Here is a 23,901-nt window from a genome sequence, read left to right as displayed (position 1 = left end):
GCGGTCGTGGTGCGGACGTCGGGCGCCGAGCGGCTCGCGGCCCGCGGTGCGACGGACACGCCGACGCTACCAGCGCCGACGCCGTCCGATCCGACCAGGCGGACCACCGTGCGGGGCTCCTCGCGTTCCAGGGGCGCAAACCGGTCCCTGGCGATATGTTCGCAACGTCTGGCACATCCCAGCGGTTCACGGCGACCCGCCCGTCCCGGGGGTCTTGGCGGCACGGAGGAACGATGGCCTCATCCACTGCGGAGTCGGGCGAGACGGGGGCGACCTCGACGGCCGCGACAGGCACCCGCGGGACCCCGCCCACCCGTGAGGAGATGCGCGCGGCGATCACGGCGAGGACCCCCAAGAACTACATCACGTGGCTGATGCTCGCCTTCATGATCACGTCGTCGGTCGCGAGCCTGCGTGCCGCGCCGACCATGGCGGTCTACGGGCTGGCGGCGGTGTTCCTCTACATCGTGCCCGCGCTCGTGTTCCTGCTGCCGACGTCGCTCGTCTCGGCCGAGCTCGCGTCCGGCTGGTCCGGAGGTGTCTACCGCTGGGTCGCGGACGGCATCTCGAAGCCCGCGGGCTTCCTCGCGATCTGGTGCCAGTTCGCGATGACGATCTTCTACTACCCGAGCCTGCTCGGGTACGTGGCGAGCACCTTCGCGTACGTCATCAACCCGTCGCTCGCGAGCAACGGGGTCTACGTCGCGATCGTCATCGTGGTGCTGTTCTGGACGGGGGTCTGGGTCTCGTCGCAGGGCACCAAGGCCGTCGCAGGGCTGTCGAGCTTCGGGCTCGTCATCGGGACGCTGGTGCCCGGCGCACTGCTCGTCGTCCTGGGGCTCGTGTTCCTCGGGCAGGGCAACACCTCGGCCGCCCCGATGGACGCCTCCCACCTGCTGCCGCAGTGGACCGGGATCGCGTCCCTCGTGCTCATCGTCAACAACTTCCTGTCGTACGCGGGCATGGAGATGAACGCGGTGCACGTGACGAGCCTGCGCAAGCCGGCCAAGGAGTTCCCGCGCTCGATGTTCCTCGCGATCGGCCTGGTCCTGGTGATCTTCATCCTCCCGGCGCTCGCGATCAGCTGGGTCATCCCGGCCGACCAGCTCAGCCTCACGGCGGGCGTCATGCAGGCCTTCGACGCGTTCTTCGCCAACTTCGGTGTGAGCTGGCTGACCCCGATCCTGGGCCTCATGCTCATCGCGGCCTCGCTCGGTGGCATGCTCACGTGGCTCGCCGGACCGTCCAAGGGCCTGCTGACCGTGGCGCGCGAGGAGGGCTACCTGCCGCCCTTCCTGCAGAAGCTCAACAAGCACGGCGTCCAGCAGAACATCCTGGTCTCGCAGGGCCTCGTGACGACGGTGATCGCCCTGCTGTACGCGTTCATCCCCGACGTGTCGAGCTCGTACTGGATCCTGTCGGTCATCACGACGCAGGTCTACCTGATCATGTACCTGCTGCTGTTCGTCGCGGCCGTCCGGCTGCGACGCAACCAGCCCGACCACCCGCGCGGTATCGCGCACCGGCGCTCACGCTGCTGTGCACGGTCGGCTTCCTCGCGTCGGTCGCGGCCATGATCATCGGCTTCGTGCCGCCTGCGCAGTTCTCGAGCGGCAGCGGCGGGGCCTACCTGCTGATCGTGGGCGGCGGTCTCGGGGTCGTCGGGATCCTGGTGCCCGCGCTCTTCTACTTCCTGCGCAAGCCGGGGTGGAAGAACCCGGCCAACGTCGGGAGGCCGGAGGAACCGCTCGTCGACGCCCCCGCCGACGGACCGCAGGAGGGCTGACATGACCACGACGTCGACGACGGACGGCCCGGGTGGCCTGCCACAGCACGAGGACGAGCCGGGCGACTCCCGACGGTGGATCCTCTACACCGCCGCAGCGCTGCTCGCGGTCGCGGTGGGACTCCTCATGGCGGTGCTCTACACCAACTACCACGCCGCGCAGGACCGTGAGCTCGCGGAGCAGCGGGCCGCCGAGCTGCACGCCGAGTTCGAGGCGATCGGCATCACGGCCTTCGACGAGGACCAGATCGTCGCGGTCCTCGGCGCCGACGGTGGCGGGTTCTGCACCGACCCGGCCGCCCTGGTGAAGGCGACGGCCAACCTCGGGTCCACGAACGGGGCCACGGGGCCGGGCAGCAGGCCGTCGCTCGTCGACGAGCGACGACTCGCCGGGGACCGCCTCGTGATCGAGGTGTACTGCCCCGAGCAGCTCGACGACTTCGACGCCTACGTCGACTCCCTCAACCTCGACGAGAACACGACCACCCCGGAGGACTCGTGACCAGCACACCGGTAGACCTGACCCCTGTCCAGCAGCAGGTGGCGTCGCTGCTGCCTCGAGCGCTCGACGACCTGCGGACGCTCGTCGCGATCCCGTCGGTCGCCGACGAACGGCTGTTCCCGAAGGAGAACTGCGAGCGGGCGGCCCACTGGGTCGCCGACGCGTTCCGGGCCGAGGGGATCGACGACGCGCACCTCGAGGAGACCCCCGACGGGTCGCACGTGGTCCTGGGGTACCGCCCCGGGCCTCCCGGGGCGCCGACCGTCCTGCTGTACTCGCACTACGACGTGCAGCCGCCGCTCGACGACGCGGCGTGGCGCACACCCCCGTTCGAGCTGACCGAGCGGGACGGGCGCCTCTACGGCCGGGGCTCCGCGGACTGCAAGGGCAACATCGTCACGCACCTCACGGCGCTGCGGGCCCTGCGAGCGCTCGGCGGCGACGACTACCCGGTCGGCATCCGTATCGTCATCGAGGGCTCCGAGGAGCAGGGCACCGCAGGGCTCGACCAGTACGTCGAGGCCCACCCGGGCGACCTCTCCGCGGACGCGATCCTCGTCGCGGACACGGGCAACGCGACGCTGGGCCTGCCGACGCTCACCGTGTCGCTGCGCGGCGCGGCCAACGTGGTCGTGACGGTCGAGGCCCTCGAGGGGGAGATCCACTCGGGCATGTTCGGGGGCGCGGCCCCCGACGCGCTCGCGGCCCTCGTCCACCTCCTGTCCTCGTTGCGCGACGAGGTCGGCAACACCACGATCGACGGCATCCCGGCGGAGATCGCCGACGCGACGTGGCCCGGGGTCGACTACGACCCGGACCAGTTCCGCAGCGACGCCGGGATGCTTCCCGGCACGCGCCTCCTCGGGTCGGGGCGCGTCTCCGACCAGCTCTGGGCACGTCCGGCCGTGACGATCCTGGGCATCGACGCACCGAGCGTCGTGGGCTCGGCCGCCGCGATCCAGCCGCGCGCGGCCGCCCGCCTCAACCTGCGCATCCCGCCGGGCGCGGACGCGCGCGACCTCCAGGACAAGCTCGTGGCCCACCTGGAGGCGCACGCGCCTTGGGGGGTCAAGGTCACGACGGTGCGCGACGCCGTCGGACAGCCGTTCCAGGCACGGACCGACGGGCCCGTGTTCGACACGCTCTCGCGAGCCCTGGCCGACGCGTTCGGCAAGGAGACCGTGACGGCCGGGCAGGGCGGCTCGATCCCGCTGTGCAACGTGCTCGCGTCCGGGTATCCCGACGCGCAGATCGTGCTGCTCGGCGTCGAGGAGCCCGCGTGCCTCATCCACGCGCCCAACGAGTCGGTCGCACCGAGCGAGATCGAGCAGCTCGCGGTCGGCGAGGCACTGTTCCTGTCTCGCCTGGGGGCGTCCGGAGCCTGAGGCCCAGGAGCACGGCTGCCGGGGGTCAGACGGCCTCTTGCGCCAGCGCCCAGCGGTAGCCCTCGTCGTGTGCCAGCAGCTCCGCGTGGGTGCCCCGGGCCAGCACGGTCGCCGGTGCGTCGGGTGACGCGTCGGCCGCCCGCCCCAGGAGCAGCACCTCGTCGACCGCGGCGAGCGCCGACAACCGGTGCGTCGCGATCACGATCCCGCGCTCGCCGGTGCGGGTGGTCTGCACGAGGTGGGTGAGCAGCTCGTCGGCGGTCGCCGGGTCGAGGTGCTCGGCGGGCTCGTCGACGAGCAGCAGGGGAGCGGGAGCCAGCAGTGCCCGTGCGACGAGGAGCCGGCGGCGTTCCCCGCCGGAGATCGTCGTCGCGTCCGGCCCGAGGGTCGTGTCGACGCCCTCGGGCAGCCCCGCGAGCCACTCGCCGAGGCCCACGTCGACCAGCGCGGCCGACGCCTCGTCCGGGGTCACGTCGCCCCGGGCGACCCGCAGGTTCTCGAGCACCGTGGTGTCGAAGACGTGCCCGTCCTCGGCGACGAAGACGACCTGGTGCGCGACGTCGTCGGGCGGGAAGGTCGCGATCGGTGCGTCGTCGAGGGACACGCTCCCCGCGACCTGCGGGATGAGCCCCGCGGTCGTCATGAGCAGGGTCGTCTTGCCCACACCGGACGGGCCGACGACCGCGACCGCACGGCCCGGGCGCACCACGAGGTCGACCCCGGCCACGGCCGCTCGACCGTCCCAGCCGCACGCCGCGCTGCGGAGGCTGACTGCCGGCTTGTCAGAACGAGCGTGACCTCTGGCGCTCGCTGGTTCTGACACGTCTCCCGGTCCGGGGGCGGCCGCGGCGTCCAGCAGCTCCATGATGCGGCGGGCGGCCTGGCGCGAGCGGTGCATCTGTACGGCCGCGCCGGGCAGCACACCCGCAGCCTCGAACACCGCGAGCGGCGTGAGCACGACGACGGCGAGCTCGACCGGGGTCAGCGTCCCTGCCGCGACGGCGGGGATGCCGAGCAGCAGCGCGGCCAGGACCGCGAGCCCGATCGCCGCGTTGTTGATCGCGGCAGCCGTGCCCGAGGTCCGCGCGCCCGAGTTCGTGACGGCCGCCAGCTCGTGGTCGGTGCGCCGCAGCGCGTCCATCCGCTGGGCGAGGCGCCCCGAGACGGTCAGGGGACCCGCTCCTTCGAGCGTCTCGAGCACGGTCGAGGTCATCTCGGCGCGCGCCGTGGCCCCGCGCTCCTCGGTCCGGCGGGCGGCCAGCGCGGAGAGCCACGGCCCCAGGACCCCGGCGAGGAGCAGGCACGCGAGCAGGGCCAGGCCGGCCGAGGGCAGGAACGCCCCGACCAGGACCACCGACCCGACCGACACCACGAGCGCGACCCCGGCGGGGATCATGGCCTTGACGACGACGTCGCCCACGGAGTCGACGTCGGCCCCCACGCGGGCGAGCAGGTCGCCGCGTCGTACACCTGCCACGGCTGCTGTACGCCCCGAGGCCAACGAGGTGTACACGTTCGCGCGCAGCGAGGCCATGCCGCGCAGCGCCACGTCGTGCGAGGCCAGGCGTTCGAGGTAGCGGAACACGCCGCGCGAGATGCCGAACGCGCGCACGGCCACGGTCGCCATGGACAGCTGGAGCACGGGGGGCATCTGCGAGGCGCGCGCGATGAGCCAGGCGGCCACGGCCGCGAGGCCCACCGAGCTCGCCAGGGCCAGCGACCCGAGGCCGACGGCCTTGGCGGCCCGGCCCCAGCTCACGTCGAGGAGCCGGACCGCGCGCCACAGCGGGTCGGTGCCGGACGTGGTCGACGTGCCGCCGCGGTTCGCGCGGCCGGTGGCGGTGGCGCCGGGGGACTGGTCGAGGTCGCTCATGCGACGGCTCCTGACGACGGGGCGGACGACGCGGGTGCGACGGGATCGCCGTCGGGAGCCCCGTCCGGGGAGGAGGGCGGGAGCGCGGCCGAGGCCACCGTCACGACCTGGTCGGCGAGCTCGACGAGGCTCGTGCGGTGCGCGACGACGACGACCGTGCGTCCCTGGTCGCGCCAGGCACGGACCGCGTCGAGCACGGCCTGCTCCCCGCGCGCGTCGAGGTGGGCCGTGGGCTCGTCGAGCACCACGAGGGGGACGCGGGAGGGGTCCCCCAGCAGCGCGGACGTGAGGGCCACGCGCTGGCGCTGGCCCACGCTCAGGCCCACCCCGCCTTGGCCGATCCTGGTCGCCCAGCCGTCGGGCAGGGTCTCGAGCACGGCGTCGAGCCCGGACAGGCGGGCTGCGTCGGCGAGCTCGTGCTCGGAGACGTCGCGACCGTCGAGGACCACGTCGCGCACGGTGCCCGGGGTGAGCGTGGGGCGCTGCGGCACCCAGGCGACCTGCGGCCACCACGTGCTGGGGTCGACGTCCGCGAGGTCGACGGGCTCGCCGTCCGCGGGGGTCACCAGGACGCGTCCCGCGTCGGGCGCGAGCAGGCCGAGGAGCACCAGGGCCGTGGTCGTCTTGCCGGAGCCGCTGGGCCCGGTCAGCGCCACCACGGTGCCCGACGGCGCCGCGCCGGTTCCGGAGGCCCCGTCACCCCCCGGCGTCGGCGGGGTCCCGAACGACGCCGTCAGCGCGGCCGGGGCCAGCACGTCGCGGTCTCCCGCACGCACGCTCACCCCGTCGAACGTGATCCGGGCCCCGGCCAGGGCGGGGGCCGGGGTGGTCCCGACGGGCCGCAGCGGCTCGTCGAGCACCTCGAACACCTGGTTGGCCGCGGCGATCCCGTCGGTCGAGGCGTGGAAGTGCAGGCCGACCTGCCGCAGCGGCAGGTAGACCTCGGGCGCCAGGACCAGGACGGCGATCGCGGGTTCGAGCCCGACCTCGCCGTACACCAGGCGCAGCCCGATCCCGACCGCGACGAGCGCGACCGACAGCGTCGTGAGCAGCTCGAGGACCATGCCGGACAGGAAGGCGACGCGCAGGGTCCCCATGGTCGCGCGGCGGTTGGCGTCGCCGAGCGCGCGCACGCGCTTCTCGGGGCCGTGCTCGCGCCCGAACGCGCGCAGGGTCGGGAGACCGGCCAGCAGGTCCAGGACCTGGGAGCCGAGCCGCTGCATGACCTGGAGGCGTCGCTCGGAGGTCCCGGCCGTGAGCTGCCCGACGAGGATCATGAAGAGCGGGACGAGGGGGATCGTGACCGCGATGATGATCGCGGAGATCCAGTCGAGGCCCAGCACGACGGCGAGCGTCGCGGGGGTGACGGTCGCGGCCAGCAGGAGCTGGGGCAGGTACCGGACCATGTAGGGCTCGAGGTCGTCGAGCCCGCGCGTGGCGAGCGTCGCGACGGCCGGCCCGCGGCCGGTCGCCAGCCAGCGGGGCCCGAGGGCCACCGCGTGGCTGACGACCTGCTCGCGGAGCTCCGCGACGGTCGTGATCGCGGCCTTGAGCGCGAACCGTTCCTGCGCCCACGCGACCACGGCGCGCGCCACCACGACCGCGGCGAGCCACGTGAGGGGGGTGGCGACGTCGGGCAGCGAGAGGCTGCCCTGGATCGCGGGGGCGAGGACGCTCGCGATGAGCAGCGCCTGGGCCACGACGAGCCCGGCCGTGAAGAGGCCGAGCACCGCCGTGAGCACGACGTACCCGCGGGCCGCCCGCGCCTGACGCAGGAGCCGTGGATCGAGGGGCTTCACGCGGAGGTGCTGCCGGGGTCGTCGTTCGTCCGGCCCGACGCCGCCGCGTCCGTCCCCGGGTCCCGCTCACCCGTGGCGGGGGTCAGGTCCAGGTTCTTGGCGCTGCCCGAGGACGGCCCGCCGAACGCCGAGTCCTTGAGCTTCTTGAGCGAGAGCCCGATGGGCGGCGGGATGTCCTTGGTCGACAGGCGACGGCGGAACACCCAGTACGTCCACGACTGGTAGACCAGCACGAGCGGTACCAGGAACACGGCGACCCACGTCATGACGGTCAACGTGTACTGCGTCGAGGACGCGTTGTCGATGTTCAGCGAGTTCGCGGGGTCGAGCGCCGGCATCACGTCGGGGTACATCGACCCGAAGATCAGCACGGTCGCGGAGAGGATCGCGAGCGCGGAGAACAGGAACGCCCAGCCCTCGCGGGCCTTGGCGTTGGCGAGCACCACGCCGATGAGCGAGAGGGCCGCCACGGCGACCGCTGCCCAGGTCCACGGCACCGAGTAGGCGACCTGCGCCCACACGGCCCAACCACCGGCCACGACGACCGAGGCGATCGAGAAGTACCCGGCCAGGCGGCGGGCCTTGACGCGGATCTCGCCGTCGGTCTTGAGCGCGATGAACACGGCACCGTGCATGAGGAACAGGAGCGTCGTGGTCAGGCCGCCCAGCAGCGCGAACGGGTTGAGCAGGGCCCAGAAGCCGCCCACGTACTGGTGCGCGGCGTCGAGCTCGACGCCCCGGACGAGGTTGGCGAACGCGACGCCCCACAGGATCGCGGGGATCCACGACCCGAAGACGATCGCCTGGTCGCACCGGGCACGCCACCGGTCGTCGTTGATCTTGCCGCGGTACTCGAACGCGACGCCGCGCACGATGAGCGCGAGCAGGATCAGGAAGAGCGGGATGTAGAACCCGGAGAAGAGCGTGGCGTACCACTCGGGGAAGGCCGCGAACGTCGCACCACCGGCGGTGATGAGCCAGACCTCGTTGCCGTCCCAGACCGGGCCGATCGTGTTGATGACGAGCCGACGCTCGGTGTCCTTCTTCGCCTTGTCCTTGCTGCGGGACAGGATCGGCAGGAGCATGCCCACGCCGAAGTCGAAGCCTTCGAGGACCAGGTAGCCGATCCACAGGATCGCGATGAGCACGAACCAGAGAATGGTGAGTTCCATGAGTACTGGGTCTCCTTGAGCCGTCAGAGCGCGTCAGTACGCGAAGGACAGGGGGCGGTCGGACTCGTCGGCCGAGTCCGGGTCGTCGGGGTCGCCCTTGGCGCGCGCCTCGGGGGAGTCGTCGTGCACGATCTCGGGCACGCCCTCGACCGAGTAGCGGTGGATGAGCTTGAACCACACGACCGCGAGGGCTCCGTAGACCAGCGTGAAGACGATCATCGAGGTCAGCACCATGCCGGGACTGACGACCGTCGACACGCCACGCTCGGTCAGCAGGCGGATCGAGTCGATGCCCGACGGGTTGGGCGCGACGACCCACGGCTGGCGCCCTGTCTCGGTGAAGATCCAGCCGAAGGACGACGCGATGAACGGCATGGGGATGGCCCAGATGCCGACGCGGGCGAACCACTTGTTGTCCGTGACCCGGCCCTTGCGGGTCAGCCACAGCGCCATGGCGGACAGGACGATCGACCCGATCGCGAAGCCGATCATGAGCCGGAAGCTCCAGTAGGTCAGGGCCAGGTTGGGGGAGTAGTTGACGGGCTCGCCGTCCGCGGTGACGTCGCCGTACCGCTCGGTCATGGACTGCTGGACCTCGTCGACGCCCGGGAGGGGAGCGTTGAAGCTGCCCTCGGCGAGGTAGGACGTCAGGCCCGGGATCTCGAGGATGTGGTTGACGCCCTCGCACGAGTCGGACAGGTCGCCGATCGCGAGGATCGAGAAGGGGGCGCCGTCGGGCGAGCTCTCGCACAGGGCCTCGGCGGCGGCCATCTTCATGGGCTGCTGCTGGAACATGAGCTTGGCCTGGAAGTCGCCGCTGACCGCGACCCCGAGCCCGCCGACGATCATCGCGATGACGCCGAGTGTGATGGCCGGGCGGTAGACGTTGCGCGCGAGCTCGATGTTCTCGGCCTTCTTGGTGCGCACGAGGCGCACCATCCACCAGGCGGCGATGCCGGCGACGAAGGTGCCCGCGGTGAGGAACGCCGCGGTGATGGTGTGCGGGAACGCGGCCCACAGCGTGTTGTTGGACAGCACGGCCCAGATGTCGTTCATCTCGGCGCGCCCGGTCTCGGGGTTGTAGATGGTCCCGACGGGGTGCTGCATCCAGGAGTTGGCCGCGAGGATGAAGAACGCGGAGAGGTTCACGGCGATCGCCACGGCCCAGATGCACGCGAGGTGCACCTTCTTGGACAGGCGGTCCCAGCCGAAGATCCACAGGCCCAGGAACGTGGACTCGATGAAGAACGCGGCGAGCGCCTCCATGGCGAGCGGGGCACCGAAGACGTCTCCGACGAAGCGCGAGTACTCGCTCCAGTTCATGCCGAACTGGAACTCCTGCACGATCCCGGTCACGACGCCGATCGCGAAGTTGATCAGGAGGAGCTTGCCGAAGAACTTGGTGAGCTTGAGCCACCGCTCGTTCCCCGTGCGCACCCATGCGGTCTGCATGATGGCGACGAGAGGAGCGAGCCCGATCGTCAACGGCACGAAGATGAAGTGGTAGACGGTCGTGATGGCGAACTGCCACCTCGCGAGATCGAGGACGTCCACAAACGCTCCTGGGGGGTTCCTGGGGGCTACCGGGGGATCCTGAGGGGGGTCTCAGGGCAGGGTCAGCGTTCCTACTGCCGACGCTATGACCAATCTGCACCATCGGCGAGGGGAGCAGGCGCCAAAACTCTCGGGAAACGACAGTTTGTGAGAACCTTCACAAGGTCCGAGTCGGGACCTTGGTCCTCTGGACGACACGGACGACGGACCGGTAGATGCCCATCTGATCGACGTCGGCTGTGCGATACTTGACCCAGCAAGGGGGACCACATCTCCTCCGCGCCCAGTACGTGCTCGACGCAACCGCAGTCCGCGGCTCGCGGAGCGCCGCCGGACGGGATGAATGGCCCGGACGGCGAGGCGCCCCCCGCCGCCCGCCCTTGCCCGAGCCGCCACCGCCGACTTCCGTCGCGGGGACGACAGCGCTGCGATGCGCACGTCCCGAGCGACGACAACCGCCCGAACGGGCCGCACGATGTGGGACGGACCTTCGGGGTACCAGGAGCGCATCGCGTGACCCTCGACAACACCCCTGACTCGACGAGCTCGACCGCCGGCCAGGACGCAGCACCCACCAAGAAGCCGGCCCGACGACGGGTCACCCGGACCGCGGCAGCGCCCGGTTCTGCCGAGGTCGCCGCCCAGGCGCCCGCGGTCCAGCTCTCCCTCCCCGCCGCGAAGGCCCCCGCGCAGGCCGCGGCCGTCAACCCCGTCAACCCCGAGGCCCCCACGGGCTCGCTCGGGATCGAGCTCCCCTCCGCCGAGGCCGCGCCGCGCCGCTCGCGTCGTGTCGTGCGCCCGACGACGACCCCCGCCTCGGCGCCCACCGCCGACGACGCCGCGCCCGTCACGAGCGCTCGGACGAGCACGCCGGTCGACGCGCCCGCCGAGAAGGCCCCGACCGCCTCGGCGCAGGCGTCCGCCCCGTCCACGACGGCCGACGCTCCCCGCCGTGGCGGCAAGCGCGGTGCCGCGGCCCGCGCCGCCGCTGACGCGCCGGTCCTCGACGTGCTCTCCGAGCTCGGGCTCAAGCCCGCCGCCGAGCAGGAGCCGGCCGAGAAGCCCGCCCGCGCCCGTCGTACCCGCAAGCCCGCAGCGGAGCCCGCGGTCGAGGTGCCCGCAGCTGCCCCTGCCGCCGAGGCGACCCCTGCCGTGGACGAGCCGGCCGCCCCGGCGACGACGCGCCGTCGGGCCACGCGCTCCTCCGCGGCGCAGACCCTCGCACCGTCGGTCGAGGAGACCACCACGCAGGCGCCCGTCGACGCTCCCGCCGAGAAGGCGCCCGCCAAGCGTCGCCGTGCGACGTCCAAGGCCCCCGTCGAGGAGACCGCGCCCGTGGTCGAGGTTCCCGCCGAGCCCGTCGCGCCCAAGGTGCGTTCGCGCCGCGTCAACAAGGTCTCGGCAGCGGCCAAGGCCGAGGCAGAGGCCGAGGTGCCCGCCACCGACGAGACCCCGGCGCCGACGGCGTCCACCGCCTCGACCGGCGGCGGCTCGGCCACGCCGCGTCTCGCGACGACCGCGCTCCTGTTCCAGGCGCCGGACCCGGCGGCCGCGCCGCGCCGTTCGCGCCGTGTCGTGCGCCCCACGACGTCGCCCACCGACGCCATGCCGAGCTTCGCCACGCCGGGCACGCGCTCGGTCGAGGAGGCACCCGCCCGCGAGGAGACGCCGGCCCCCGAGGCTCCCGCCGCGCAGGCCACGCAGGCGCCCGCCGAGCCGGCCCAGGTCGAGCAGCGTGAGGCCCCCGCACGCACGCGCGGCGGACGTGGCCGGTCGGCCCGCCGTGGCGCGGGCGCACCGTCGACCAGCGGGTCGACGACGCCCTCCGCCCAGGGCCCCGCGGCTCCCGTCGCGGAGCCCGCAGCCGACCCGTCGCCCGCCGTGGAGGTCGAGCTCGCCGGGGCGGACCTCGCCGCGGTCGAGGAGATCGAGCTGATCGAGGCCGAGCTCGTCGCCGAGGGCGTCGAGATCCCCGCCGACGCGTTCGAGGCCGACGACCTCGAGATCGTCGTCGAGACCGACGAGCAGCCGGCGTCCGACGAGGACGACGAGCAGGGCGCGCCGCGCCGTCGCCGTCGACGCGGTGGCCGCGGCCGCCGCTCGCGCGGCGGTGACCTGCGCACGGACGGCGACGACGACGGGGACGACGAGCCCTCCGACGACAGCTCCGAGCAGCCGTCGGACACGGCCGCAGGAGGAGCAGGAGACAGGGACGAGCACGCCGACGAGCCGACCTCCGAGGAGCACGACGAGCACGACGGCGAGGAGGGCTCGGGATCGAGCCGTCGCCGCCGCCGTCGTCGTCGTGGGGGCCGTGCCGAGGGCGGCGACGGTGCGAGCGTCTCCACGACGGTCTCGACGTCCTCGTCGACCCGCACCCGCACCCGCGAGCGCAGCGGCAGCACGTCCTCGGACGAGGTGACCGCGCTCAAGGGCTCGACGCGCCTCGAGGCCAAGCGTCAGCGCCGCCGTGAGGGCCGCGACGCCGGCCGTCGCCGTCAGATCATCACCGAGGCCGAGTTCCTGGCCCGCCGCGAGTCGGTCGAGCGCTCGATGATCGTGCGCGAGAAGAACGGCCGTACCCAGATCGCGGTGCTCGAGGACGGTGTGCTCGTCGAGCACTACGTCTCGCAGCAGTCGCAGGTCTCGATGGCCGGCAACGTCTACCTGGGCCGCGTCCAGAACGTCCTGCCGTCCATGGAGGCCGCGTTCATCGACGTCGGCAAGGGCCGCAACGCGGTCCTGTACGCGGGCGAGGTCAACTGGGACGCCGTGGGCCTCGACGGGCAGCCGCGTCGTATCGAGCAGGCGCTCAAGTCGGGCGACTCCGTGCTGGTCCAGGTCACCAAGGACCCGATCGGTCACAAGGGCGCTCGCCTGACGTCGCAGATCACGCTCGCGGGCCGCTACCTCGTGTTCGTGCCGGGCGGCGGCATGACCGGCATCTCGCGCAAGCTCCCGGACACCGAGCGTGCCCGGCTCAAGAAGATCCTGCGCGAGGTCGTCCCCGAGGGCTCGGGCGTGATCGTGCGCACGGCCGCCGAGGGCGCGAGCGAGGACGAGCTGCGCGCCGACGTCGAGCGCCTGCAGAGCCAGTGGGAGGCGATCGAGAAGAAGGCCAAGTCGGTCTCCGCCCCGGCGCTGCTCCAGGGTGAGCCGGACCTCGCGATCCGCGTCGTCCGCGACATCTTCAACGACGACTTCAGCTCGCTCGTCGTCTCGGGCGACAACGCCTGGAACGAGATCTCGAGCTACGTCGCCGAGCTCGCACCGGACCTCAAGGAGCGCGTCTCGCGCTGGACGTCCGAGAAGGACGCTTTCTCGGCGCACCGCGTCGACGAGCAGCTCGCCAAGGGCATGGACCGCAAGGTCTGGCTGCCCTCGGGCGGTTCGCTCGTGATCGACCGCACCGAGGCCATGACGGTCGTCGACGTCAACACGGGCAAGTTCACCGGTTCCGGTGGCACGCTCGAGGAGACCGTGACGCGCAACAACCTCGAAGCGGCCGAGGAGATCGTCCGTCAGCTCCGCCTGCGCGACATCGGCGGCATCATCGTCATCGACTTCATCGACATGGTGCTCGAGTCCAACCGTGACCTGGTGCTGCGTCGCCTCGTCGAGTGCCTGGGCCGCGACCGCACCAAGCACCAGGTCGCCGAGGTCACCTCGCTCGGCCTGGTCCAGATGACCCGCAAGCGCGTGGGCCAGGGCCTGGTCGAGGCGTTCAGCGAGACGTGCGACCACTGCAACGGTCGCGGGTTCATCGTGCACACCGACCCGATCGAGAAGTCGGGCGGCTCGAACAACGGCGGCGGTCACCAGCACGTCGCCGCGCCCGTCGCCGAGCAGGAGGAGCCGGCCGAGTCGGAGGGCTCGCGCTCCCGGTCGCGCCGCAAGCGTGCGACCAAGGAGACGGCGCCGGCTGCCGCCCCCGTGGTCCCGGTGCTGCCCGAGGTCACCTCGGAGGCGCGCGAGGCCGTCAAGGCCACGCTCGCCACGATCGCGGCCGCGGCGGCGCACGCCCACGAGCACGACCACGAGCACGACGGCGTCGCGCCGGCCGAGCAGGTCACGGTCGCCGAGGCCTCGGTCACCGAGGTCACCGAGGTCACCGAGGTCGGGACCGAGTCGGCCGAGGCCGAGGCGGTCGGGATCGAGACCGCGCTGACGGACGCCGAGTCCACGGAGGGTGCCCCGGAGGTCGCCGACGACCAGGACTCGTTTCCGGTCGAGCAGGCCGCCGCTGACGAGACGCCTGCTGGGGAGGCTGCGTCGGCGGCTGACGTGACCGACGAGGCGCCCGACGAGGGCGCCGCGCCGCAGGGCGACGCCGACTGACGCACGCGCTGTACCACCGATGACGGCGAGGGATCCGCAGGTGCCGGTCTACGGCGTCGGGCATGCTGCCCGGCTCCGAGGCTGGCGGCCCGCGGACCTCGCCGTCTTCCGTGAGTGGCTGCGTCCCCACCACGAGTGGCACGAGTGGGACGGGCCGTACTACCCCGTGCCCGACGACGCGCAGGCCGACGCGCGCGTCGCCGCCATCGCGCAGACACCGCACGGGGTGGTGGACGGTCTGCCACCCCGCTCGGCCGTGATCGCGGACGCCGACGACCACCTCGTCGGCACCGTCTCCTGGTACTGGGAGTCGCAGGAGACCGCGTGGGCGCGCATGGGCATCGGTGTCTACGACCCGGCCGTGCGCGGGCGAGGGATCGGTCGCGAGGCGCTCGCGCTGTGGACGACCTACCTGTTCTCGGCGACCGACTGGGCGCGGCTGGACTTCGCGACGTGGTCCGGCAACGCGCCGATGCTGGGCGTCGGCCGACGCCTCGGATTCGTCGAGGAGGGCCGCTTCCGGGACGCGCGGATCGTGCGTGGGCGGCGGTACGACTCGGTCGTCATGGGTGTGCTGCGCTCCGAGTGGGACGCGCGGGGCTGAGCCTCGTGGGGCGCTGGACCGACCCGCTCCCGGGGCCGCGACATGGTCTACTGGCTGCGTGGACGACGTGCGGCGGGGACGGGTCGAGGTCATCAGCGGGCCCATGTTCGCGGGCAAGACCGAGGAGCTGCTGCGGCGCGTGCGCCGGGCGCAGATCGCTGGTCGCCGCGTCGAGGTCGTGCACCACGCGCTCGACGACCGGCGTGGCGAGGGCGTCGTGAGCTCGCACTCGGGCCTCGACCTCCCCTCGCGCGCGGCGACGTCCGCCGCGGAGATCCTCGACCTGATCGACCCCGCGGTCGAGCTCGTCGCGGTCGACGAGGCGCAGTTCTTCGGTCCCGACCTCCTCGACGTCGTCCAGCGCGCCGCGGACAGCGGCCTCGTGATGATCGTCGCGGGGCTCGACGTGACGTTCGACGGACGACCCTTCGAGCCGATCCCGGCGCTCGGCGCGCTGGCCGAGCGGTCCGACCGCCTCACGGCCGTCTGCACGGTCTGCGGCGAGGACGCCCCCTTCCACGAGCGCGTCGTGGTCGGACGTGGCGACGACGGACGTGGCGACGCCCTCACGGCGGGGGCCGAGCACGTCGGGGGCGTCGAGTCCTACCAGGCGCGGTGCCGGGTCCACTTCTCGGCCGCACGCTGGCGCGAGGGTGCGTCGACGTCCTGACCCGTGGCGACCGCATGGGGTGCCGGCCGCGTCACGACCCGACGAGCGGCACGAAGCTGTAGGTCCCGTGCCTGCTCGTGACGGTGCCCGTGAGGTGCTGCTCCACGAGGACCAGGACGTGCTGGACCGGGATGACGAGGCGCCCACCGATCGCGAGCTGGTCGACCAGGGTCTGCGGGAGCACCTGCGCCGCCGCGGAGACGAGGATGCGGTCGTAGCCGCCCATGGTCGGGCGCCCGAGCACTCCCGGCTCGGCGACCTCGATCCGCGCCCACGACAGGGGGTAGGTCGCGAGGTTCGCCGCCCCCCACTCCGCGAGGTCCGGGTCGATCTCGACCCCCACGACGCTCCCGCTCGACCCGACCAGGTGGGCGAGCAGCGCCGTCGTCCAGCCCGAGCCGGACCCCACGTCCAGGACGCGCGCGCCCCGTGGCACCTGGAGCAGGCGCAGCGTGTCGGCGACCGTCCGGGGCTGGGAGTTCGTCTGGCCGTGACCGATCGGCAGCGGCCGGTCGTCACGGGCGTACGGGCGCTGGTTGCGCGGCAGGAAGCGCCGCCGGTCGATCGCCGACATCGCCGCCGAGACCTCGTGCGCGTAGATGGCCTGGGTTCTCCGACCGTTCGGCACTGGGGATCGCCTCCTCGGGACCACTTTCCAGGGTAACCGGGGAGCCGCGTGGCCGAACGTCGGACGCGGCCACGGCAGGACGCCTCAGGCGCCGAGGGGCGCGACCTGCGCGGGCGCGGCGGGAAAGACGACCACGGAGCCGTCCTTCTCCCGGGCGATCTCGATCGCCACGTCGGTCGTCCGGCCGCCGACATCGACGCCGTCCCCCAGTGCACGTATCCGGTGCGCGGCACGCAACAGTCGATCGACCTCAGGGGCGGTGAAGACGGGAGCCCGGAGGCCGTGCGGTCGCGCCAGCTCGAGCGCCGAGAGACGAACCAGGACGCCCGCGATCCCCGATTCGAGCCGTTCGAGCCGCTGCCCGTCGCCCTTCAGAGCTCGTGCGAAGTTCTCGAACAGGTTCCCCTGGTCCAGCTGGGCGTGCTCCACGGCCTGCAGGACGATCACCCGCTGCTTCAGCGCGATGGCTAGTGCGGCGAGCTCGAGGTGGGCACGGAAGGTGCCTCCGTCCTCGGAGATGCCGGGGAACGACTTGGACAGTGTGCCGACGTCGATGCCCTTGCCTTCCGGCAGCGCGTCGAGTGCGCCCCGCCACCGGTCGAGTCGTCGGTCGGCCGCGGCGAGCGCCTTGCCGATCGCGTGCACCGCCGAGTCGAGCCCGAGCGAGACGCCGAGCGTGCCCTGGTCCAGCAGGATGGCGGTCGCCTTGTCGATGGCGTCGCGGCACCCGTCGAGCTCGTTGCGCTCGTCGTCGAGCGTCTGCTCGTGCAGGCTCTCCAGCAGCTTGGTGATGTGCTCGATGGACTCCTGGCGCTTGTGGTCGGCGTACGCGCTGAACCCCACCGCGACGGCCATGAGTACGAGCGGTGCGGCCACGGTGAGCGCGGCGCTACCACCGACCGCCACGCCGGCTGTCGCGCCGGCCCCACCCACGGCGCCCGCGGTGGCCGCACCGCCGACAGGGATGAACGACGCGTTGGCCTTGATCCCCGACGCGCCCAAGAGGGCGCTGTGGATGCCACCCGTGGCGGCCTTCATCGGGCGAACGAGACCTTGACCGAACTGGGCGGCGACCTTCGCGGGCACCACCATGCGGTACAGGGCCTCGCCGGTGGCCGGTGCCGTGGTCACCGTCGACGAGGTGCGGGCTGTCTGTGTGACGAGCTGCGACAGGTGCTGAGCCAGGGGGCTCGCCGCGTCCAGGGCGAGGCCCCGGCTCCGGTCGAGCTGGTGCGGCAGCGGGTGCTGTTCGAGGGTGGTGATCGGCTGGTCGGCCAAGGTCGCCAGAACGCCCCGCAGCTCCGCAAGTCGCTCTGCCGTCATCGCCCCTTCGAGGGGCACCGAGGGCAGACGTGCCTCGCCGGTCGTCAGGGTCCACACCGGCACGACGGACTCATGATCGTGCATCATCGTCTCCCCTTGCGTACGAAGCCCGGTCCGGGGTCGAGCGACACCAGCCCGTTTCAGGCGGCTCGCCGAGGGTTCCGCAGCACACCGACCGTGGTGCGCGAGGCGGGACTCGAACCCGCACGTCCGAAGACACCAGGACCTAAACCTGGCGCGGCTGCCAATTACGCCACTCGCGCGCCCGCACAGTCTACGGGCGCGCGAGGCGTGGGTCGGTCGTCGGCTCGCAGGCCGGGCGACCTACTTCGTGGGGTCGATCCCGAGGTCACGGCGGAGCTTGGCCACGTGACCGGTCGCCTTGACGTTGTACTGCGCGAGCGCGACCTTGCCGTCGGGGTCGACGACGACGGTCGAGCGGATCACGCCCGTCACGGTCTTGCCGTAGAGCTTCTTCTCGCCCCACGCCCCGTACGCCTCGAGCGTCTCCTTGGACTCGTCGGACGCGAGCGGGAACGTCAGCGCCTCCTCCTCGGCGAACTTCACGAGCTTGGGCAGCGCGTCGGGCGAGATCCCGACGACCTTGTAGCCCGCGCCCTGGAGCGACGCGAGAGAGTCGCGGAAGTCGCACGCCTCCTTGGTGCAGCCGGGGGTCGAGGCCGCCGGGTAGAAGTAGACGATGACCGAGCTGCCACGCAGCTCGGACAGGGTCACGGAGCCGCCGTCGGCGGTCGGGAGGGTGAAGTCGGGGGCGTCGTCTCCGACGGCAAGGCGCGTGGTCATGGGACTCCTCGTGGTGCGTTCGCGGTTCACACCGAGCCTAGAGGACACCGGTAGCGTGGGACCGTGAGCATGACGACCCCCACTCCGAACGACGCCCCCGCACCCGAGCCGGACGCACGGCCCGAGCAGGCCGCCACCCCGGCCACGACCTCCCGGAAGAAGACCTCCGCGACGCGTGCGACGTCGTCGGGCAGCGAGCCCGAGCGGCTGCCGCTGCGCATGCTGCACGACCGCCTCCTGGTCCTTCCCGAGGTCGACTCGTCCGAGCGGCAGTCGTCGGCGGGGCTCGTGATCCCCGCGACGGCCGTCGGGCCCAAGCGGCTCGCGTGGGCCCAGGTCGTGGCGACGGGCGAGAACGTGCGGCACGTGAGCCGGGGCGACCGCGTGCTGTTCGACCCCGAGGAGCGGGCCGAGGTCGAGCTGAACGGCAAGAGCTTCGTGCTGCTGCGCGAGAAGGACGTCAGCGCGGTGTCCCAGCCCGAGGAGACGAGCGGCAAGACCGGGCTGTACCTGTAGCGGGCGCGGGCACCCGGGCGGGGGCCCGCGCAGCCGGTTGTCGTGCAGGTCACAGCCTCGCGAGGCCCCCTGATTTGTCTCCAGGGGGCCGGTTCAGTAGTGTTTCTTCTCGCGCGCCATTAGCTCAATTGGCAGAGCAGCTGACTCTTAATCAGCGGGTTCATGGTTCGAGTCCATGATGGCGCACCACGATCACGGCCCCGGGGACGGGGCCGTCGTGACGTCCGCAGCGGCGGGCACGCAGCACCGCACGACCAGCACCACCACGCGCCATTAGCTCAATTGGCAGAGCAGCTGACTCTTAATCAGCGGGTTCATGGTTCGAGTCCATGATGGCGCACCACCACGAAGGCCCCTCACCTGCGGAGACGCGGGGGAGGGGCCTTCGTCGTCCCCGGTGCACGGCCTCTCCGTGAGACGCGCTTCACAACTCGGCGCCCCGCGGGCTATGGTCTGCCCGTGAACCTGCTCACCGCACACACCTGGTGGCCCGACCGCTGACGGTCGGACGCTGTGGCGTGCTGACCGAGCCCGACGACGGGCGGTCCAGCAGGTCTCCCGGAGTGGATCGCCCGGAACGTGCCCCCGCACGTGCCCATCCACGAAGGAGAGAGTTCCTTGTCGACGTCCCCCCTCCCCACCTCGGCGCCCTCGGCGCCGGCCGCCCCGACCGCTCGCTCGCTCGAGCCGCTCGGCGTCGAGGTCCCCTCCACCGTCCCGACGCACTGGTACAACCTCAACGCGGACCTGCCCGAGCCCGTGCCGCCGCACCTGCACCCGGGCACGCTCGAGCCGCTCGTGCCCGCGGACCTGGCGCCGCTGTTCCCCCTGGCGCTGATCGAGCAGGAGGTCAGCACCGAGCGCTACATCGAGATCCCGCAGACGATCCGTGAGATCTACGCGATGTGGAGGCCCGCGCCGCTCATCCGCGCGCACCGCCTCGAGCGCGCGCTCGGCACGCCCGCCCGGATCTACTACAAGTACGAGGGCGTGAGCCCGGTCGGGTCGCACAAGCCCAACACGGCGATCGCGCAGGCGTACTACAACGCGATGGAGGGCACGACGCGGCTCACGACCGAGACCGGCGCGGGGCAGTGGGGGGCCTCGCTGTCGATGGCCGCAGCCCTGCTGGGGCTCACGTGCGAGGTGTGGCAGGTGCGGGCGTCGTACGACTCGAAGCCGTACCGCCGCTTCCAGATGGAGGCCTACGGGGGCGTGTGCCACTCGTCGCCCTCGGAGCTGACGGCGTCGGGCCGTGCGATCCTCGCGAGCGACCCGGACACCACGGGCTCGCTCGGCATGGCGATCAGCGAGGCCGTCGAGGTCGCGGCGCAGGACCCGCAGGCGCACTACTCGCTGGGCAGCGTGCTCAACCACGTGATGCTGCACCAGACGGTCATCGGTCAGGAGGCACTGGTCCAGCTCGAGGAGGCGGGGGAGCCGGTCGCCGACGTCGTGTTCGGGTGCGCGGGCGGAGGGTCCAACCTCGCGGGGCTCACGTTCCCGTTCCTGGGGCGCAACCTGCGCGAGGGCACGACGACGCGGCTCGTCGCGTGCGAGCCCTCGGCGTGCCCGTCGCTCACGCGGGGCGAGTACCGCTACGACCACGGCGACGTCGCGGGGCTCACGCCGCTGCTCAAGATGCACACGCTGGGCAAGGACTTCGTGCCGCCGGCCATCCACGCGGGCGGTCTGCGCTACCACGGCATGTCGCCCATGGTCTCGCACGCCGTGAACCTGGGGCTCATGGACGCGATCGCGATCGACCAGGACGAGGCGTTCCGGGCGGGGCTCGAGTTCGCCCGCTCGGAGGGCATCCTCCCGGCGCCCGAGTCGACGCACGCGGTGGCTGCCGCCATCGCGTACGCGCGCACGCTCACCGAGCCCGAGGTCGTCGTCATCGGCCTGTCGGGCAACGGTCAGCTCGACCTGCCGGCGTACGCGCAGTACGTGTGACGGTCCGGCCGTCGGGGCGGACCCGGGACGCGGCGAGTCGCCGCGCGCCCCGGGGACACCCCGACGGCCCGCCTAGACTGGTCGCGTGCCCGAGACCCTCTCCGAGGCCCGCGAGCAGGGCTTCCGTACCGACATCGTGTCCTTCGTCCGCCGCAGCGGCCGCCTCAACACCCGCCAGCAGCGCGCGTGGGACGACCACGCCGACCGGTTCGTCCTGGACGTCCCCCGGTCGATCGCGCGCACGTCCGTCGACCCGTCCTTCGTGCTCGACGTCGCAGCGACGTTCGGGCGGACGGCTCCGGTCGTGGTGGAGGTCGGGTCGGGCCTGGGGGAGGCCGTGGTCCACGCCGCCGAGACCACCCCGGAGCGCGACTTCCTGGCCGTCGAGGTCTACACGCCGGGCCTCGCGCAGACGGTGCTGCGGGCGACGCAGCGGGGGTTGACGAATCTGCGCCTGCTGCAGGCGAACGCGGCCGAGGTGCTCACGACGACCCTGCCCGCGGGCTCGGTCGACGAGCTCTGGGTCTTCTTCCCCGACCCGTGGCACAAGGCCCGCCACCACAAGCGTCGCCTCGTGACGCCCGAGCTCGCGGGGCTCGCGGCGCGCGCGATCCGCCCCGGGGGGACGTGGCGGCTCGCGACCGACTGGGCCGAGTACGCGGACCGGATGCTGGAGGTCGTCGGCGCGAACCCGTCGTTCGAGAACGTCCACGGGGTCGGTGCGGTCGCGCCGCGCTTCGAGGGACGCGTGCTCACGAGCTTCGAGAACAAGGGCCACGCGGCCGGCCGGGTCATCACCGACCTGGAGTTCCGCCGGGTCTGAGCGGGGACGCCCGGAGCCTCCGTCGCCGACACGCCCGGATCGGGTGTTTGGCGACAAGAGTGATGTACGGCACATTGGCGGAGCGGGTGAAAAAGCCGCCCGAGGCACGCAACGCCGCGTGCCGCACGCATGAGCCAACGGAGGCATCATGACCGACATCTCGACGGACGATCCCGTCGCGGAGACCGACTACCAGCGGGTCCAACGTTCTCCCGAGTTCCAGGACCTGCGCCGCAGGTTCCGTCTGTTCGTCTTCCCCGTCACGGCCCTGTTCCTGGTCTGGTACCTGGTGTACGTCCTGCTCGCGGACTACGCGCACGACTTCATGAGCATCAGGGTGTCGGGCAACATCACGGTCGGGCTGCTGTTCGGGCTGGGCCAGTTCGTCTCGACGTTCGCGATCACCATGATCTACGCACGCTGGGCGAACAAGCGGTTCGACCCGGTCGCCGACGACATGCGCCGCCAGATCGAGGGGGAGGACCAGTGAGCGGGGCCGTGGGGGCGGAGCCGCCCGTCGCGATCCTGGCCGCGGAGGCGTCCGACGTCGGCAACCCGTGGATCAACATCGGGATCTTCGCGGCCTTCGTCGCGGTGACCTTGGTGATCGTGCTGCGGGCCTCGAAGCAGAACCGGTCCGCCGCGGACTTCTACGCGGGCGGGCGTAACTTCACGGGCCCGCAGAACGGGACGGCGATCGCGGGCGACTACCTGTCGGCCGCGAGCTTCCTGGGCATCTGCGGGGCCATCGCGATCAACGGCTACGACGGGTTCCTGTACTCGATCGGCTTCCTCGTGGCGTGGCTCGTGGCGCTGCTGCTCGTGGCCGAGCTGTTGCGCAACACGGGCAAGTTCACCATGGCCGACGTCCTGAGCTTCCGCCTGCGTCAGCGCCCGGTGCGCATGGCGGCGGCGCTCGCGACGCTCATGGTCGTGTTCTTCTACCTGCTGGCCCAGATGGCGGGGGCGGGCGGCCTGGTCGCGCTGCTGCTCGGCATCTCGTCGACCGCGGGGCAGTCCGTCGTCATCGCGATCGTGGGGATCCTGATGATCGCGTACGTGATGATCGGCGGCATGAAGGGCACCACGTGGGTGCAGATCATCAAGGCGGTCCTGCTCATCGCGGGCGCCGGGATCATGACGTTCTGGGTGCTCGCGAAGTTCGGCTTCAACCTGTCGGACCTGTTCCAGGGTGCGATCGACAAGGCAGGCCCGGGCGGGGAGGCGCTCATCGAGCCGGGCAAGCAGTACGGGGCGACGCCCATGTCGCAGCTCAACTTCCTGTCGCTCGCGCTGGCCCTGGTCCTCGGCACCGCGGGCCTGCCGCACGTCCTGACCCGCTTCTACACGGTGCCGACGGGCAAGGAGGCCCGTCGCAGCGTGGTGTGGGCGATCTGGCTCATCGGCATCTTCTACCTGTTCACGCTCGTGCTGGGCTACGGCGCGGGCGCGCTCGTGGGTCCCGAGGCGATCTCGTCGGCCCCCGGCGGCGTGAACTCCGCGGCACTCCTGCTCGCCTACGAGCTGGGCGGCGAGATCCTGCTGGGCATCATCTCGGCGGTCGCGTTCGCGACGATCCTCGCGGTCGTCGCGGGTCTGACGATCACGGCCGCGACGAGCTTCGCACACGACATCTACGCCAACGTCATCAAGAAGGGCGAGGTCAAGCCCGACGGCGAGGTCAAGGTCGCGCGCCTCACGGTGCTCGTGATCGGCGTCCTCGCGATCGTGGGAGGCATCTTCGCGCAGGGCCAGAACATCGCGTTCCTCGTGGCGCTGGCCTTCGCGGTCGCGGCGAGCGCGAACCTGCCGACCATCATCTACTCCCTGTTCTGGAAGCGGTTCAACACGTCGGGCGCGCTGTGGAGCATGTACGGGGGCCTGGTCTCGTGCCTGGTGCTCATCGCGTTCTCGCCCGTCGTCTCGGGCAAGGTGGACCCGGTCACGGGCGCGAGCCTGTCGATGATCAAGGACACGAGCATCGACTTCGCGATCATCCCGCTCGAGAACCCGGGCCTGATCTCGATCCCGCTCGCGTTCCTCCTGGGAGTCCTGGGGACGTTCCTGAGCAAGGAGACGTCGCACCCGGAGAAGTTCGCCGAGATGGAGGTTCGGTCCTTGACGGGAGCGGGCTCCGAGAAGGCGGTCGTCCACTAGATCGCGCGTGC

The 23,901-nt window shown here is 72.0% G+C and carries 19 protein-coding genes and 3 tRNA genes; 14 read left to right on the top strand and 8 right to left on the bottom strand.

Features of this window, described 5'->3' with window-relative positions; genetic code table 11:
• Positions 1-233: 233 nt before the first annotated feature.
• From JOD49_RS04645 to JOD49_RS04635, 4 genes are read left to right on the top strand one after another with little or no spacing between them, the layout of a single operon-like run.
• Entirely contained in the window at positions 234-1,577 is a 1,344-nt protein-coding gene (locus JOD49_RS04645) for an APC family permease (protein WP_239525142.1), read from the top strand.
• Positions 1,574-1,786: a hypothetical protein gene (locus JOD49_RS19985; RefSeq protein WP_239525141.1), complete on the top strand. Its 213-nt coding sequence runs from the start codon at positions 1,574-1,576 to the stop codon at positions 1,784-1,786. The genes JOD49_RS04645 and JOD49_RS19985 overlap by 4 nt, the downstream gene beginning before the upstream one ends.
• Position 1,787: 1 nt before the next feature.
• Complete coding sequence (locus JOD49_RS04640; RefSeq protein ID WP_205306169.1) at positions 1,788-2,288, top strand: hypothetical protein; 501 nt, start codon at positions 1,788-1,790, stop codon at positions 2,286-2,288.
• Positions 2,285-3,673: a dipeptidase gene (locus JOD49_RS04635; RefSeq protein WP_307822385.1), complete on the top strand. Its 1,389-nt coding sequence runs from the start codon at positions 2,285-2,287 to the stop codon at positions 3,671-3,673. Before JOD49_RS04640 ends, JOD49_RS04635 begins: the two co-directional genes overlap by 4 nt.
• Before the next feature lie 25 nt (positions 3,674-3,698).
• On the opposite strand, the gene cydC is transcribed toward JOD49_RS04635, so the two are convergent.
• Genes cydC through JOD49_RS04615 form a run of 4 tightly spaced genes read right to left on the bottom strand, consistent with a single transcriptional unit; the run spans position 3,699 to position 10,071 of the window.
• Positions 3,699-5,546, bottom strand: a complete 1,848-nt coding sequence (cydC, locus tag JOD49_RS04630; RefSeq protein WP_205306168.1) for a thiol reductant ABC exporter subunit CydC — start codon at positions 5,544-5,546, stop codon at positions 3,699-3,701.
• Positions 5,543-7,345, bottom strand: a complete 1,803-nt coding sequence (cydD, locus tag JOD49_RS04625; protein WP_205306167.1) for a thiol reductant ABC exporter subunit CydD — start codon at positions 7,343-7,345, stop codon at positions 5,543-5,545. The genes cydC and cydD overlap by 4 nt, the downstream gene beginning before the upstream one ends.
• The gene (gene cydB / locus JOD49_RS04620) at positions 7,342-8,517 is read right to left on the bottom strand and encodes a cytochrome d ubiquinol oxidase subunit II (RefSeq protein WP_205306166.1); all 1,176 of its coding nucleotides are present in this window, start codon (positions 8,515-8,517) and stop codon (positions 7,342-7,344) included. The genes cydD and cydB overlap by 4 nt, the downstream gene beginning before the upstream one ends.
• A gap of 33 nt (positions 8,518-8,550) precedes the next feature.
• The gene (locus JOD49_RS04615) at positions 8,551-10,071 is read right to left on the bottom strand and encodes a cytochrome ubiquinol oxidase subunit I (RefSeq protein WP_205306165.1); all 1,521 of its coding nucleotides are present in this window, start codon (positions 10,069-10,071) and stop codon (positions 8,551-8,553) included.
• Between the two features lie 513 nt (positions 10,072-10,584).
• On the opposite strand from JOD49_RS04615, the gene JOD49_RS04610 reads away from it, so the two are divergent.
• Genes JOD49_RS04610 through JOD49_RS04600 form a run of 3 tightly spaced genes read left to right on the top strand, consistent with a single transcriptional unit; the run spans position 10,585 to position 15,683 of the window.
• Complete coding sequence (locus JOD49_RS04610) at positions 10,585-14,409, top strand: Rne/Rng family ribonuclease (RefSeq protein ID WP_307822383.1); 3,825 nt, start codon at positions 10,585-10,587, stop codon at positions 14,407-14,409.
• A gap of 40 nt (positions 14,410-14,449) precedes the next feature.
• Complete coding sequence (locus tag JOD49_RS04605; RefSeq protein ID WP_307822382.1) at positions 14,450-15,013, top strand: GNAT family N-acetyltransferase; 564 nt, start codon at positions 14,450-14,452, stop codon at positions 15,011-15,013.
• A 58-nt stretch (positions 15,014-15,071) separates the two neighbouring features.
• Complete coding sequence (locus JOD49_RS04600) at positions 15,072-15,683, top strand: thymidine kinase (protein WP_307822381.1); 612 nt, start codon at positions 15,072-15,074, stop codon at positions 15,681-15,683.
• Between the two features lie 31 nt (positions 15,684-15,714).
• On the opposite strand, the gene JOD49_RS04595 is transcribed toward JOD49_RS04600, so the two are convergent.
• From JOD49_RS04595 to bcp, 4 genes are all read right to left on the bottom strand, one after another.
• Positions 15,715-16,311 carry a protein-L-isoaspartate O-methyltransferase family protein gene (locus JOD49_RS04595; protein ID WP_307822380.1) on the bottom strand — a complete coding sequence of 199 codons (597 nt, stop codon included), beginning with the start codon at positions 16,309-16,311 and terminating at the stop codon, positions 15,715-15,717.
• Between the two features lie 84 nt (positions 16,312-16,395).
• Entirely contained in the window at positions 16,396-17,721 is a 1,326-nt protein-coding gene (locus tag JOD49_RS04590) for a hypothetical protein (protein WP_205306161.1), read from the bottom strand.
• Positions 17,722-17,812: 91 nt separating this feature from the next.
• Positions 17,813-17,897: transfer RNA gene (locus JOD49_RS04585), tRNA-Leu, on the bottom strand.
• A 61-nt stretch (positions 17,898-17,958) separates the two neighbouring features.
• A complete protein-coding gene (gene bcp / locus JOD49_RS04580; RefSeq protein ID WP_205306160.1) occupies positions 17,959-18,438 on the bottom strand; it encodes a thioredoxin-dependent thiol peroxidase in 480 nt (159 codons plus the stop codon).
• Positions 18,439-18,657: 219 nt separating this feature from the next.
• On the opposite strand from bcp, the gene JOD49_RS04575 reads away from it, so the two are divergent.
• From JOD49_RS04575 to JOD49_RS04545, 7 genes are all read left to right on the top strand, one after another.
• Positions 18,658-18,954, top strand: a complete 297-nt coding sequence (locus JOD49_RS04575) for a GroES family chaperonin (protein ID WP_030150876.1) — start codon at positions 18,658-18,660, stop codon at positions 18,952-18,954.
• Positions 18,955-19,067: 113 nt separating this feature from the next.
• Positions 19,068-19,143, top strand: a tRNA-Lys gene (locus JOD49_RS04570).
• A 78-nt stretch (positions 19,144-19,221) separates the two neighbouring features.
• Positions 19,222-19,297 (top strand) — tRNA-Lys (locus JOD49_RS04565).
• Between the two features lie 275 nt (positions 19,298-19,572).
• On the top strand, positions 19,573-20,910 hold the full coding sequence (locus JOD49_RS04560; RefSeq protein ID WP_205306159.1) for a TrpB-like pyridoxal phosphate-dependent enzyme: 1,338 nt from the start codon (positions 19,573-19,575) through the stop codon (positions 20,908-20,910).
• An 85-nt stretch (positions 20,911-20,995) separates the two neighbouring features.
• On the top strand, positions 20,996-21,733 hold the full coding sequence (trmB, locus tag JOD49_RS04555) for a tRNA (guanosine(46)-N7)-methyltransferase TrmB (RefSeq protein WP_205306158.1): 738 nt from the start codon (positions 20,996-20,998) through the stop codon (positions 21,731-21,733).
• A 148-nt stretch (positions 21,734-21,881) separates the two neighbouring features.
• Positions 21,882-22,223, top strand: a complete 342-nt coding sequence (locus JOD49_RS04550; RefSeq protein WP_138825027.1) for a DUF485 domain-containing protein — start codon at positions 21,882-21,884, stop codon at positions 22,221-22,223.
• 35 nt (positions 22,224-22,258) lie between these two features.
• Entirely contained in the window at positions 22,259-23,890 is a 1,632-nt protein-coding gene (locus JOD49_RS04545) for a monocarboxylic acid transporter (protein ID WP_205308803.1), read from the top strand.
• Positions 23,891-23,901: the final 11 nt, after the last annotated feature.

Source organism: Oerskovia jenensis, assembly GCF_016907235.1.
Taxonomy (GTDB): Bacteria; Actinomycetota; Actinomycetes; order Actinomycetales; family Cellulomonadaceae; genus Oerskovia; species Oerskovia jenensis.
This window is presented reverse-complemented; position numbering and strand designations above follow the sequence as displayed.